Source organism: Saccharospirillum sp., from assembly GCF_039982735.1.
Lineage (GTDB): Bacteria > Pseudomonadota > Gammaproteobacteria > Pseudomonadales > Natronospirillaceae > Saccharospirillum.
In genome coordinates, this window is sequence record NZ_JBDWXV010000017.1 from 210,165 (window position 1) to 223,283 (window position 13,119).

General features: G+C 54.8%; 11 protein-coding genes. 1 reads left to right on the forward strand and 10 read right to left on the reverse strand.

From position 1 onward, the window contains the following. Nucleotides 1-290: 290 nt before the first annotated feature. The 8 genes from ABJT94_RS15355 to ABJT94_RS15390 all read right to left on the reverse strand — a co-directional run bounded on the left by ABJT94_RS15355 (nt 291) and on the right by ABJT94_RS15390 (nt 8,544). Nucleotides 291-1,799, reverse strand: coding sequence for a hypothetical protein (locus tag ABJT94_RS15355; protein WP_348477697.1), 1,509 nt, complete (start codon nt 1,797-1,799; stop codon nt 291-293). Nucleotides 1,800-1,881: 82 nt separating this feature from the next. Beyond that, on the reverse strand, nt 1,882-2,973 hold the full coding sequence (gene aroB, locus ABJT94_RS15360) for a 3-dehydroquinate synthase (RefSeq protein ID WP_348477696.1): 1,092 nt from the start codon (nt 2,971-2,973) through the stop codon (nt 1,882-1,884). Next, nucleotides 2,957-3,496: a shikimate kinase AroK gene (gene aroK / locus ABJT94_RS15365; protein WP_348477695.1), complete on the reverse strand. Its 540-nt coding sequence runs from the start codon at nt 3,494-3,496 to the stop codon at nt 2,957-2,959. Before aroK ends, aroB begins: the two co-directional genes overlap by 17 nt. 9 nt (nt 3,497-3,505) lie before the next feature. Then, a complete protein-coding gene (gene pilQ / locus ABJT94_RS15370; RefSeq protein ID WP_348477694.1) occupies nt 3,506-5,710 on the reverse strand; it encodes a type IV pilus secretin PilQ in 2,205 nt (734 codons plus the stop codon). A 27-nt stretch (nt 5,711-5,737) separates the two neighbouring features. Then, complete coding sequence (locus tag ABJT94_RS15375; protein WP_348477693.1) at nt 5,738-6,280, reverse strand: pilus assembly protein PilP; 543 nt, start codon at nt 6,278-6,280, stop codon at nt 5,738-5,740. Further along, nucleotides 6,277-6,921 carry a type 4a pilus biogenesis protein PilO gene (locus tag ABJT94_RS15380; RefSeq protein WP_348477692.1) on the reverse strand — a complete coding sequence of 215 codons (645 nt, stop codon included), beginning with the start codon at nt 6,919-6,921 and terminating at the stop codon, nt 6,277-6,279. The genes ABJT94_RS15375 and ABJT94_RS15380 overlap by 4 nt, the downstream gene beginning before the upstream one ends. Beyond that, nucleotides 6,918-7,481 (reverse strand): PilN domain-containing protein, encoded by a 564-nt coding sequence (locus tag ABJT94_RS15385; RefSeq protein WP_348477691.1) that lies wholly within the window; start codon nt 7,479-7,481, stop codon nt 6,918-6,920. The genes ABJT94_RS15380 and ABJT94_RS15385 overlap by 4 nt, the downstream gene beginning before the upstream one ends. Then, nucleotides 7,468-8,544: a pilus assembly protein PilM gene (locus ABJT94_RS15390; protein WP_348477690.1), complete on the reverse strand. Its 1,077-nt coding sequence runs from the start codon at nt 8,542-8,544 to the stop codon at nt 7,468-7,470. Before ABJT94_RS15390 ends, ABJT94_RS15385 begins: the two co-directional genes overlap by 14 nt. Before the next feature lie 168 nt (nt 8,545-8,712). On the opposite strand from ABJT94_RS15390, the gene ABJT94_RS15395 reads away from it, so the two are divergent. Next, complete coding sequence (locus tag ABJT94_RS15395) at nt 8,713-11,253, forward strand: penicillin-binding protein 1A (RefSeq protein WP_348477689.1); 2,541 nt, start codon at nt 8,713-8,715, stop codon at nt 11,251-11,253. A gap of 81 nt (nt 11,254-11,334) precedes the next feature. Here ABJT94_RS15395 and ABJT94_RS15400 read toward each other — a convergent pair whose 3' ends face one another. Further along, nucleotides 11,335-12,582: a malic enzyme-like NAD(P)-binding protein gene (locus tag ABJT94_RS15400; protein WP_348477688.1), complete on the reverse strand. Its 1,248-nt coding sequence runs from the start codon at nt 12,580-12,582 to the stop codon at nt 11,335-11,337. Nucleotides 12,583-12,801: 219 nt separating this feature from the next. Beyond that, nucleotides 12,802-13,017 (reverse strand): 50S ribosomal protein L31, encoded by a 216-nt coding sequence (rpmE, locus tag ABJT94_RS15405; protein WP_028671161.1) that lies wholly within the window; start codon nt 13,015-13,017, stop codon nt 12,802-12,804. Nucleotides 13,018-13,119 lie beyond the last annotated feature (102 nt).

The window sequence follows — 13,119 nt, forward strand, 5'->3', positions numbered from 1 at the left end:
GTGACTCTCTTCTTATCGGGGAACACCAGCACCCAGAGGCGAGGAATCGCGAGGATTCCCACCTACACGGCTGGCTATGCCGGTGTTCATGCTGATCTGCTCAGGGAGGGTTGCCCGGCTTTGGCACGCGGCAGGTCACTTTATCGACCCCTGCCAGCCTTCAACCCGTCTTATGAACGACTGAATCTGCGGCTGAGTCTACTGAGCCAAAGCGACTTCACAAATTATAACGGTATAATAGGAGGGTAAATCAGTCGCTTCAGTGAAAGAAGCGACGTAAAGCTTGAAAATTAGTTGTTCTGATTAGCGGTTGCTTTTAAATCGGCCACATTTCTCGCCCAGGGAGACTGGCCGGAAAAATCGTCTGGGAGGTTGGGAATATCCGCTCTCGCGGTTGCTGAATCGGGGTATAACCCGTAAACCAACACGTGCCAGGGCCGGCTGTCCAGTTGGGTGGTTACAATACCGAACTGGTCGGGATCAGCCTGGTCTTCAATCAGGCGTACAATGGCGGCGCGGTCCCTAACACCCAGTAATTGCAATGAATACTGGGAGTCACTGGCCGCAGCCAGCCACTTGGGCAGTGCGTCTGCGGCAACCGCAGTGGTGGGTTCCGGTGCAGCTGGTTCCTGGGCTGGCTCAGGCGCCGGAGTGTTGTCCTCTGGTTCAGGTGCACTGTCCGGCTCAGCCGGAGGTTCTTCCGGGGTAGGGGCAGGGGCAGCCGGAGGCTCGGTCACGGGAGCAGGCGGCGCGTCGGCAGGCGTCGGTGCGTCATCTGCGTTTACGGTCGCGTCCTGCTGCCGCGCCTCAACTCGTGCAACGGCCTCTGCCAATCGCTGCTGCACCTCGGAGTTTGTCGCTGCAACTTGGGTGTCGGGCTCTCTTTGCGTCTCGGCCGGCACGGGTTCATCCCCTCCCCGACTATAAAGAAACACCAGCACCAGAAGCGTCACCACTGCCGAACCGGCAATCAGATGTGTCAATGGAAAGCCCTGTTGACGTTCCGTGGTCTTGAAAGTGCCTGCAATCAGGTAATCACTCACCACCTGGTTCAAGTGCCCTGGCAAGCCATGAGCCAGATCGTTCAGCCGGGCAATATCGCGGGTATCGATTGGAACGGCGTCTAGATGACCGGCGGCGGCAAAGCGGTCTCGCAAATACCCGGCGGCATCGGCTTCAGAAAACGCCTCAAGCACTAGCACAAACCAAAGTTCATCGTTTCCAGCCTGCTCTATAGCCGTTGCCGACTCAGCCAGCCACAGTTGACGCATGCGCAGATCGGGTTGTGTCGCCAGGGTGTGCAATGACTGCACCCAGGATTGCACTTCGCCACTCCAGCGATCAGCGTGTTCGACAATCATCAGAAAATTCTCGCCATCTGCGGTGCGCTGGGCGATGGCATCGGCAATATTACGAAACAGAGAGGCGGTATCGGAATCGACCCGCAAACCCAACCCAAGCTGACCAATCAATTCACGGCAGATAAGGTCTAACTGAGTGGCGCTGCCTGCATCCAGCCAGGCGACACGCCACTCATCATCAAAACGTCGCAGCACTTCACGCGCCAGATGCCGCTTACCGCCCTCGGCAGGCGCCATCATTAGGCAGTCCTGAGGGCTGAATGTCAGAAGGTGTTTGAGTTGTTCAACGGTATCGGAGCGTTCAGCGACACCGCTGAACACGGCTGCATCGACATCCTCGCCAAACGGATCTCGTGCCAACCCATAATAGTCGAGCATGCGTTGGGTTTGATCGGGCATATCCTGCATAAAGGGTACCGGTCCTGAACGTACATTCATTAAACCGACTCACTTCAGCACTGTCCAGCGACTTTGTAAAGCCTCAGCGAATGCGCTTTTCCGCAAGTCTGACCACGATCTTTCAGGCTACCCCGTCACAGGCTTCCTTCAAGGTTTCAGCAAGCGCTTCCGGGGCAAAATCGGCGGTTACCACAGCCTGGCCCAGGCCAGTCAGCAACACCAGACGAAGCTGTCCCGACTCGACTTTTTTATCGCGAGCCATATGTGTCATGAATGAGTCCGGGGTCATTTTTGCAGGCACCTCAACCGGCAGGCCGGCCTGGCCAATGAGTGCCAGCGCGCGCGTGAAGACATCGTCTTCGACCCAGCCCAGCCGCTTGCTCATCGAACAAGCCATGACCATACCCGTGCCCACTGCTTCACCGTGTAACCAGGTCCCATACCCCATCTCCGCTTCGATGGCATGACCAAACGTATGGCCAAGGTTCAGCGTCGCACGCAGCCCCTGTTCGGTCTCATCCGCAGCTACAATGCGTGCTTTTGCCGCGCAAGACCGAAAGATAGCTTCACTGATGGCTGCAGAATCATTGGCCATCAGTTCTGGCATGGACTGTTCGAGCCAGCCAAAGAAGTCGGCGTCGCCAATCAGCCCATACTTGATGACTTCAGCCAGACCGGCCGACAATTCCCGTCCCGGCAAGGTTGCAAGCACAGTCGGATCAATGAGAACGGCAACCGGCTGTTTAAAGGCACCGATCATGTTTTTTCCGAGCGGGTGATTAATGCCAGTCTTGCCGCCGACCGAAGAATCGACCTGAGACAACAGTGTGGTAGGTACCTGGACAAAATCAACACCACGCTGATAGGTCGCGGCAGCATACCCCGTCATATCACCGATCACCCCTCCTCCGAGTGCCACCAACACCGCTTTTCGACTGAGGTTGTTCTGTAGTAGGAAGTCATAGATCCGGGTCAGGGTCGCCTGGTTCTTGTGAGCTTCACCATCGGGTAAAACGAGGGTAAGCAGCCGTCGCCCTGGCTTGTCGAGGCCCGCTTTAACGGTTTCAAGATACAACGGCGCAACCACATCGTTGGTGACAATGACCACCTCAGCATGCGCAACGCACTCGTCCCATACCGAGCCTTCTTGCAGGCAACCAGGTTGAATCAGAATCGGGTAACTGCGATCACCCAGCTCAACGGTTAGTTTCATAGGCTGTATCCAGTGCTTTCAGTTGTCGAAGGATATCGCGCACGACTGAGCGTGTACTGTGCCCGTTGGTGTCGACCATAATGTGCGCTGTTGCTTCGTAGAGAGGATTGCGCAGCTGCGCCATCTGTTTGAGTACCTGACGGGGGTTGGCGTTTTGCAACAAAGGGCGATTTCGGTCTTTTGCAGTACGTACCAGTTGCTGGGCTACCGATGTTTTTAAATAGACCACAATACCGGCCGAGCGCAACAATGACCGGTTCTTTTCTCTGAGGATTGCACCACCACCGGTTGCCAGAACCTGAGGTGGCTCTGCAACCAGATCGGCCAGAACCTGGCTTTCCCGATCGCGAAAGCCAGCCTCTCCCTCCAGATCAAATATCCAGGGAATATTGGCTCCGGAGCGCTCTTCAATTTCTTTGTCGGAATCGACAAAGGCCAGGCCCAGTTGCTCAGACAGCAAACGGCCGATGGTGCTCTTTCCAGCGCCCATCGGCCCGATAAGAATGACTCTTCCAGATGACATCAATTCACATCAGTTAGCGGCCAATCCTTCTTGCACCAACTTCGGCGTAATAAAGATCAACAATTCGGTTTTTTCCTCAGACGAACTGGTGCGTCTGAACAAGGTTCCCAGAACCGGCAAGTCGCCCAGCAGGGGAGTCTTGTCGATTGTCGTAACACTCTCTGTCCGGTAGACGCCACCCAGCACAAGCGTATCCCCATTATTGACCAGAACCTGTGTCGTAACCGAGTTGGTGTCAATGGCATTACCACCCGCTGCCAGGGAGTCCTGCGTAACCACCAGATCCAGCACAACGCGGTTATCCGGTGTGATTTGCGGCGTCACTCGCAATGACAGGCCGGCATCCCGGAATATGGTTTCACCCTCGGCACCCTGAAACGGAATGGATTGACCGGAGATGATGTAGGCTTCCTGTCCGTCCGAGGTCACAATTTTCGGCTGTGACACAACCTCTGCCGAACCCCGGGTTTCCAGTGCCGACAACTCAAGATCGAGTGCATAGTCAAAGGCGGCCACACCGATGGCGAATGAGCTGGCGTTACCACCGGCTGGAAGATTAACTGCCAACGCGTCCGGATACGACTGGGTATAGGACGTGCCATCAGAGTTAAACAAATCTTCACTGATGCTGCTGGTTGAATCGAGTGATCCGGAAGCAACCACGGGAGGGAAGTTGCCACCCGAATTCACGTTACCACCCCAGCGAATACCCAATTCCTTACCAACCGAGGTTCGGGCAGCTACCACTCGCGCCTCGATCAGCACCTGCCGTACTGGACGGTCAAAAATCTCTATGGCTTCGCGCATGCGGTCGAGATTGCTGGCGGTATCACGAATGATCAGCGTATTCGTACGCGTATCGGCGGATGCAGAACCCCTGCTTGATAGGAACCCGGAAGAAGACCCCGACCCACTTTGAGAACTACCCGTATCGCCTTCCTCGGTGGTGTCTACGGAATCAGCTCCGGCGCCACCGGCACCGGTTCGCAGAACTTCAAGAATATCAGCTGCCCGGGCGTAATTGATTTGAACGAACTCGGTTACCAGCGGCGCCAGTTGTTCAGCCTGCTGCTGTGACTCAAGCTCAAGCCGTTCGCGCTCGGCGATTTCTTGCGCAGGGCCCACCAGCAGTACATTTCCTGTCTGACGTTTGTCGAGGCCTTTGGTTTTCAATACCAGATCGAGCGCCTGGTCCCAGGGCACATTTTGCAATCGCAGTGTAATGTTTCCGGAGATGGAGTCAGAAGCGACCAGGTTCAGGCCAACGTAGTCGGCAATAAGCTGCAGAACGTTTCGAACTTCAATATCCTGAAAGCTCAGCGACAGACGATCACCACTGTAAGGGAACTGTGCTTCCTGTCGTGCCTGCGCCTCAGCCGGGGTTACCGTTTGAACATCTATCGTCATACGGTTATCGGTCTGGTAGGCCAGATAATCAAAGGCACCATCCAACTCCAGCTCCACGATGCCGTTTTCATCGTCACGATAGACGTTGATATAGTGAACCGATGTCGCAAAATCGACCACATCAAGGCGACGGCGCAACTCACGGGGAACTTCGAAGTCTTCAAGCTCTACGACAATAGACCCACCGCGTTCAATAATATCGGTGCGCGCATTGTTGTTTGAAAACTCAAGAATAACCTGTCCTGTACCCTCTTCCGACCGGCGAAAATCCACGTTTACCAGTTCGGACTGCTCGCTGTCAGTGGTACGGGTAGCTTGGGTTGCAGAAGCGCTATTCGTATTTAACGCAGGCTGAGCGCTTGCTACCGGCTGCACAGAACTGTTGCTCGACTGACTTGGAGTAGACCCAAGCACACTTTCAGCACCTTCACCCACAACAATCTGTACCGTATTGCCCGATACAGCAGTAGCGTAAGGCACCAGAGAAGACAGGCTAAGCACAATACGCGTGCGGCCCCCTGAGGAAACAATGGCAGCATTGCGAGTATTGCCGGTACCTATCTGAACATAACGACTGTCCAGCAAACTGTCTGTATCCCGGAAATCCAGCGAGATCCTTGCGGGATTCTCAATACTATAGCCAACCGGCGTCGGTGCAGGGCCATCGAATGTCAACTCCAGCTGCGTTCGGTCTCCCGACAGTGCCAGAGCCTGAAAATCTGTAAGTGATACAGCCAGAGCGCTGCTGCACCAGGCCATCAGGACCAGCGGTAATGTGCACTTCTTAATAATATTTTTCAAATTCATTGGTTTCACCTTATCGCTCTCCCAGCCTTAATTGTCGAGACCCGAGAGAACTATAGCCCTGGGTCGCTCAACCCAGTTGTCCTGACCCGACGGTACGATTTCGATTAAATCTATCTGCGTCTCGCTGATGCTGATAATTTCGCCATGGTTTCGACCCATGTAATTTCCAACCTGAACCCGGTGAATTTCACCGTCACCATCGCGAATCAGCCCCCAAAGATCGCCCTCTTGAAGGCCGGCCAGCGTGCCCACCATAGTTAGATTCTCGACCCGGTAAGACTCCAGAAATTCAGGAACCCTGTCCGGATCGGGGCGCACGTTGCTGCGTGGTGCTTCTGCTTCTTCCGTTTCCAGTTCAACCGGTCGTGGAGCCTCAAAAGGAGAGCGCTCACCACTGGCCGTGTAGGATACGAATTCAAAGGTTGCAAATTCGGGGGGTGGCGGAATGCTGCCACTTGGCCGGGAGTCAATTTCCGCCACATAGTCTCTCAGGTCGACCAAAGGGTCTTCCTGAACACACCCAACCAAAACCAACCCCAACAAAGCTGTCAGGAATGCACTATTTCTCACTGCGCACCTCCTGGGTTATAGCGGTAGGTTCGTGCATTGATGGTCATGCTCAAAGGCGATTCCATTTCAGCATCGGATTCAGCACCACGCTGGCGGTTCGCAGCGGTCATATTGAAATCATGCAGCGTAACGATACGCGGAATTGCCGACATCGCACTCACGAACGTACCCATCTCATGGTAAGTGCCACGAACCTGAATGGCGATGGGTGTTTCTATGTAGAACTCTTTGACAACGTCGTTGTTTGGCGTAATTCGATCGATCTCCAAACCACTCTGTGTGCCGGTCGTACTGATATCGTCCAATAAGCCCGGCATTTCCGTTTCGTCCGGCAACTGATTCAACAAAGCGCCAAAAGACTCTTCCATTTCAGCCAACTGGGCTTTAAAAGAGTCCAGATTAGCTACCCGAAACGCCTTTGACTGATATTCTTGCTTCAGGTTTGGCTCCCGGGCAGTCGCCCGTTCCAGTTCGGCGTATGAATCCTTGATTGCAAACCAGTAAAACCCAAAAACGATCGCACCCGACAGTATCAGCAGCATTATCAGCTTAATACCGAATGGCCAGGACCCCATGTTCTCAAAATCGGGATTGTTATAGTCAAATCGGCGAAAGCCGTCAGCAAACTCCTGGAAAGTCATGATTCAGACTCCTCATTCGGGTTCGCCCGCTCAACCCGAATACTAAAAGTATTACCCACGACTTCCGCTCCGTCTGTCACTGACTGAACGTTGATCAGGAAGGCGTTCTGAAACCAGGCCGATCGGTCCAGATTCCGCAAAAAGTCCGAAATACTCAGCGGGCGATCAGCATTACCCGTAATGTTGATCGTCGTACCCTGGCTGGTCATGGAGTTGAAGTACACACCCTCAGGGGTCGCTTTAACCATTTCATCAAACACATGCACGATGATCGGCCGATCACCCTGCAGGCTCTGAATCACTTCCATCCGCTCGACCAGCTGTTCACGTTGCTCGCGCAATGATTGGATTTCGACAATCTTCTGATCAAGGTCGCTAATGCGACGCTCCAGAAAGGTATTGCGCTGGTCCTGGTAAGCAATCTGGCTGGCAACTTGCTGGTCCCAGCTCCAGCCAGCGGCACCGGCGGCAACCACAACCAGCATCAGAATCAGAATAAACTGCTTCTGACGCTCCTTGCGGCGCTCCTCGCGCCAGGGCCTTAAATCAATATTTGCCACGTTCGAAACTCCTCAATGCCAGACCGCAGGCAATCATAAGGGCCGGTGCGTCATTGGTCAGATTGCTGGCATTTACCTTATTCGACAGCGTCATGCTGGCAAAGGGGTTCGCAACCATGGTGTTAGTCCCGATCTTTTCCTTGACCATTTGCGCCAGCCCGGGGATCGACGCTGTCCCACCTGCCAACAGAATATAGTCGACATCGTTGTAAGGGGACGCAGCAAAGAAGAACTGCAGTGAGCGGGTAACTTGCTGGACAACCGCTTCCTTGAAGGGCTCAAGTACTTCACTGGCGTAGTCATCCGGTAACCCGCCCTGCTTTTTGGCAAGCCCGGCTTCTGCCTGGGTCATGCCATAGCGGCGCATGATTTCTTCAGTCAGTTGTTTGCCGCCGAACAGCTGCTCGCGAGTGTAAATGGTTTTACCATCGTTAAGCACGCTGAGCGTTGTCATAGTGTGACCTATGTCCACCACAGCGACGGTCAGACCCTCTTCGGAAGGCTCCAGCTCAGGTATCAGCAACTGAAAGGCCCGTTCCAGAGAGAAGGCTTCCACATCCACTGCACGGGATTCCAAACCACCCAACTCGAGTGCGTCTTCCCGTAATTCGACGTTTTCACGCCGGCAGGCCGCCAGCAGTACATCCACCAGACCATCGCCTTTCTCGGACGGGCCGATGACGTCGAAGTCGATCGCGACCTCATCAAGCGGGTAAGGGATGTACTGGTCTGCTTCCACCTGGATCTGGTTCTCCATCTCCTCATCCGACAACCCGGCCGTCATTTGAATCGACTTGGTGATCACAGAAGAGCCGGACACCGCCACCGCAGCCTGTTTCAGCTTGGAGCGCGACTTTGTAACAAGCTTGCTGATGGCTTCCCCCACCCCTTCAATGTCGTTGATGTTTTTTTCAACAACGGCATTTTCAGGCAGAGGCTCAACAGCGTAAGCTTCTACTCGGTAACCGTTGGACAACTGACTCAGTTCCATCAACTTGACAGATGTGGAACTGATGTCGATACCCAACAGCCTTTTTTGCTTCTTTTTGAATAGCGAGGCCACGAATGTTTCCCTTGAACGACACGCACTTACGAACGTTTTATAGGTTTTACATTAAGTATTACATAACACAATAGACCAATCCGCAATGTATAAAAAGCATCATTTCTGCCTATAATGGCGGCCTTTTACGGCGGTTTTCAGCTAACCCCTTCATTTAATTGGGAAAACATGAAGTATTTGGTCAAATCAGCAAGCGTTATTCTGTGGGCAATCTTCTCTTTGATTTGTGCCCTGGTTCTCATTTCAGCCAGTGTCTATCTGTATCTTAGCCCGTCTTTACCCGACGTACAGACTTTAAGAGACATTCAGCTGCAAACCCCAATGCGCGTCGTCAGCGCCGACAATGAGCTGATTGCCGAGTTTGGTGAACAGCGTCGCAACCCGATTCAGTTCGATGAGATTCCACCCTTGTTCGTCAAGGCGCTCATCGCGATTGAAGATCAGCACTTTGAGGATCACCTGGGCGTGGATCCGTCCGGTTTTACTCGCGCGGTACTGACGGTACTGATGACCGGTGAAACCGATGGCCCCGGGGGCTCGACCCTGACACAACAGGTGGCCCGTAACTTCTTCCTGACCCGCGACAAGACCATTACCCGGAAATTTACAGAAATTCTGCTCGCGTTCCAGATGGAACGGGAACTTAGCAAGCAGGAGATTTTCGAGCTCTATGCGAACAAGCACTTTCTGGGCTACCGCGCCTACGGCATCCAGGCCGCCGCCGATGTGTACTACGACCGTGATGTCAACGACCTGACCCTGCCGGAGCTGGCAATGATTGCTGGCCTCCACCAGGCCCCGTCGGCCGCCAACCCCCTGATCAACCCCGACCGGGCCAAGCGCCGTCGTGACATGGTTTTGGGCCGCATGGCGGAACTGAATTTCATCCCACAGGCAACCTATGAAGCAGCCGTTCAGTCTCCGCTCACAGCAGGCTTCAGTGGAAGCCGTCCGCAGATCGAAGCCTCCTACCTGGCCGAGATGGTGCGAGACTATATGGTTCAACAGTATGGTGAGGCTGCCTATACCGATGGCTACACCGTGCACACCACACTGAATACCCGCCTGCAGGCTGCGGCCAATCACGGGATTCGCCAGGCGCTGACCGACTACAGCCGCCGCCACGGCTATCACGGCCCTGAAGATCACTATGATGTGGAAGGCCTGTCAGAAGAAGAAGCCATGACGCGCTGGCGCGAACTGATCGATCGCACACCGCGTTACGGTGGCCTTACGCCAGCGGTGGTCATCGCCGCTACCGATGAAGCGTTGCGCGTCATGCCACGCGGCAGTGAACCGGTTGATATTCCTCTGACGGAACTGCAATGGGCACGTCCCTACATCACTGAGGACAGCATGGGCCCGGCGCCCGAAACGGCTACAGACATCGCCGAACCCGGCGATCTGGTGCGCGTTGTTCAAACAGACGGCCAGTGGCAACTGACCCAGGTACCCTGGGCCCAGGGCGCCCTGGTATCACTGGATCCAGGCGATGGCAGTGTGAACGCTCTGGTCGGCGGCTTCGACTTTCTATTGTCAAAATACAACCGGGCCGTCCAGTCCAGCCGACAACCCGGGTCTGTCTTCAAGCCTTTCGTTTATGCCGCCGCACTGGATAAAGGCTTTACGCCAGCGACGATTGTGAACGATGCCCCCATCGTACGATCCGACTCACTGCTAGAAGACGTCTGGCGACCGCGCAATTCCGGTGACCGGTACCTGGGCCCGATCCCACTGCGTCAGGCTCTCTATCAGTCGCGTAATTTGTCCGGAATCCGCATCCTCGAGGACATCGGGGTCGATTATGCCCGTCGCTATGCCGAACGGTTCGGTTTCGATCAGAACAATCTGGCACGGGACATGACGCTCGTCCTGGGCAGTACTGCCGCGTCACCCATGGACATAGCCCGAGCCTATGCGGTCTTCGCCAACGGGGGCTATTTGATTGAGCCTTACTTTATCGACAGCATTACCGACTCGAATGGCAACATCATTTTTGATGCCAACCCGGCTGTTGTGTGTAAGAACTGCCCGGAAACACCTCGTCCATTCCAACTGGAGACCGATGACGAATCCACCTCTACCCAGGCCGAGACAGAAGCGGTCGATATCGCCCCGGTTGCACTGAATCTCGAAGACGATCCGACAGCCGAGACCACCGCCGGGCCAGCCCAGCCACGATATGCACCCCAAGTCATGTCGGAGCAAACCGCTTATCTGATGGATTCCATGCTGAAAGATGTGGTACGCCGCGGTACCGGGCGCGTTGCCTATTCGTCCATGGGTCGTGATGACCTGGCCGGCAAAACAGGGACAACCAACAATGCTGTCGATGCATGGTTCAGTGGTTACAACGGAGATGTTGTGACGGCTGCCTGGATCGGCTTTGACGACAACCGGGGTCTGGGGCAGGCCGAGTTTGGTGGTAAAGCTGCCTTGCCCGCCTGGATTACCTTCATGCAAGCCGCCCTGGAAGGTCAAAGCAGTAACTCCCTGTCGCAACCGGTTGGGATAGAACGCATTCGCATCGATCCAGCGACGGGCTTGCTGGCCAGGCCCAATCAGTCAAATGCCGTGTTCGAGATATTCAGGGAAGGAACGGCACCTACTGAAGTCAGTCGCGAAGATGTAACGATCGACTTTTCCTCGGACGGCAACGGCGACAGCAGCAATGGCAATGATGCCATTTCGCCTGAAATGCTGTTCTGACAAGCCCCTAGTCGAGGCTCATCAAACGCAAAAAAGGCCCTGTCAGGGCCTTTTTTATTGATAGTCCGGTAAAGAGACCGCTCAGAGCTTGTATTCATCCGGTAATGGCAGCCGGGCGACACCCGTTTCCACCGCTGCACGCGCTACCGCACCAGCAACCCGGTTCAACAAGCGCGAATCCAGTGCCTTGGGAATAATGTAGTTGCGTCCGAAAGACCATTGTTCGCCGCCATAGGCCGCCACCACTTCCGGCAGAACCTCTTCGCGGGCAAGTTCCTTGATCGCGTAGGCAGCGGCAAGCTTCATTTCTTCATTGATGGCCGTTGCGCGCACATCAAGCGCGCCCCGGAATACAAAGGGGAAGCCAAGCACGTTATTGACCTGATTTGGGTAGTCGGACCGGCCGGTGGCCATGATCAGGTCATCGCGGGTAGCCAGGGCCAGCTCTGGCTTGATTTCCGGGTCCGGGTTGGCACAGGCAAAAACAATGGGGTTGGGTGCCATTTTCTTTAATTGCTCGGCGCTGAGCATGTCTGGCCCTGAAAGCCCCAGGAACATATCCGCGCCATCGATGGCGTCGTCCAGCGTGCGGGCGCTGGTCACCGGATTGGCAAATTCGCGTTTGTACTCGTTCAGATCATCCCGACCGGCGTGAATGACACCCTTACGGTCGATCATCAACAGGTTTTCCAGCGGCAGGCCAGCCGAAACCAGCAGGCGCGAACAGGAAATAGCTGCTGCACCGGCACCCAGGACGACCAGCTTGGCAGACGCCAGCGATTTACCCTGAATTTCAAGGGCATTGAGCATGCCTGCGACCGTCACAATGGCCGTGCCGTGCTGGTCATCGTGGAAAATCGGTACCTTGCACTTTTCAATCAGCCGGCGCTCAACTTCAAAACACTCAGGCGCTTTGATGTCTTCAAGATTGATGCCGCCAAAGGTTTCCGCCATCAGCGAGACGGCCAGAACGATTTCATCAACGTTTTCGGTATCGAGTTCAATGTCGATGGAGTCGATATTGGCAAAACGCTTGAACAACAGAGCCTTGCCTTCCATCACCGGTTTGCTGGCCAGTGAACCCAGGTTTCCGAGGCCCAGAATGGCGGTCCCGTTGGAGATAACAGCGACCAGATTGCCTTTCATGGTGTATTTGAAGGCATTTTCCGGATCTTCGGCAATGGCGCGCACCGGCTCTGCAACACCCGGGCTATAAGCCAGGGAGAGGTGTCGTGAGGTTTCGGCGGGCGTGGTGATTTCGATACTGAGCTTACCCGGGCGGGGCATGGCGTGGTATTCAAGCGCGTCGCGCTTTAACTCGTCTGACATGATCGGTGTCCATTATTATTGTGCAGATAGGTAGGAAAGCCCGCAAAGCATAACGAAGCGCTTCGGGTCGCTCAAGCAATCGAGCTAGAGGATAGTGCACGACAGTCTTGCTGACTACGCAAGAAATCTTCGAATGCCGTGTTCACAGCGGCCAGATACAAAAAAGCCCGGCGGAGCCGGGCTTTTTCATTGCACTGCGTATAGAGGGGCAAACAGACTTTATTTGCCGATCTTGCGTGCAGAGAAACGTGACTTGAAGCGATCAATACGGCCGCCTGAGTCAACAATCTTCTGCTTGCCAGTATAGAAAGGGTGGCAAGCGGAGCAAACGTCGAGGTGCATTTCACCGCCACGGGTAGAGCGAGTCTTGATGACGTTACCGCAGGAGCAGTTGGCCGTCAGTTCCAGATAGTTCGGATGTATATCAGCTTTCATGGGTCACCTCTGTTGCGCCGCCACCCGGTCATTATTGCCGGGCACCGCACTTTGACGAAAGAAACAGGTTCAGGGCACAATGCCTGTTCGTTGCCGTCTCCA

What these genes read in the sequence shown, in the direction of transcription:
- ABJT94_RS15380 (WP_348477692.1), bottom strand. Translation starts at nt 6,921, where the DNA reads ATGACTTTCCAGGAGTTTGCTGACGGCTTTCGCCGATTTGACTATAAC.
- pilQ (WP_348477694.1), bottom strand. Translation starts at nt 5,710, where the DNA reads ATGAATTTGAAAAATATTATTAAGAAGTGCACATTACCGCTGGTCCTG.
- aroK (WP_348477695.1), bottom strand. Translation starts at nt 3,496, where the DNA reads ATGTCATCTGGAAGAGTCATTCTTATCGGGCCGATGGGCGCTGGAAAG.
- ABJT94_RS15355 (WP_348477697.1), bottom strand. Translation starts at nt 1,799, where the DNA reads ATGAATGTACGTTCAGGACCGGTACCCTTTATGCAGGATATGCCCGAT.
- ABJT94_RS15395 (WP_348477689.1), top strand. Translation starts at nt 8,713, where the DNA reads ATGAAGTATTTGGTCAAATCAGCAAGCGTTATTCTGTGGGCAATCTTC.
- rpmE (WP_028671161.1), bottom strand. Translation starts at nt 13,017, where the DNA reads ATGAAAGCTGATATACATCCGAACTATCTGGAACTGACGGCCAACTGC.
- ABJT94_RS15400 (WP_348477688.1), bottom strand. Translation starts at nt 12,582, where the DNA reads ATGTCAGACGAGTTAAAGCGCGACGCGCTTGAATACCACGCCATGCCC.
- aroB (WP_348477696.1), bottom strand. Translation starts at nt 2,973, where the DNA reads ATGAAACTAACCGTTGAGCTGGGTGATCGCAGTTACCCGATTCTGATT.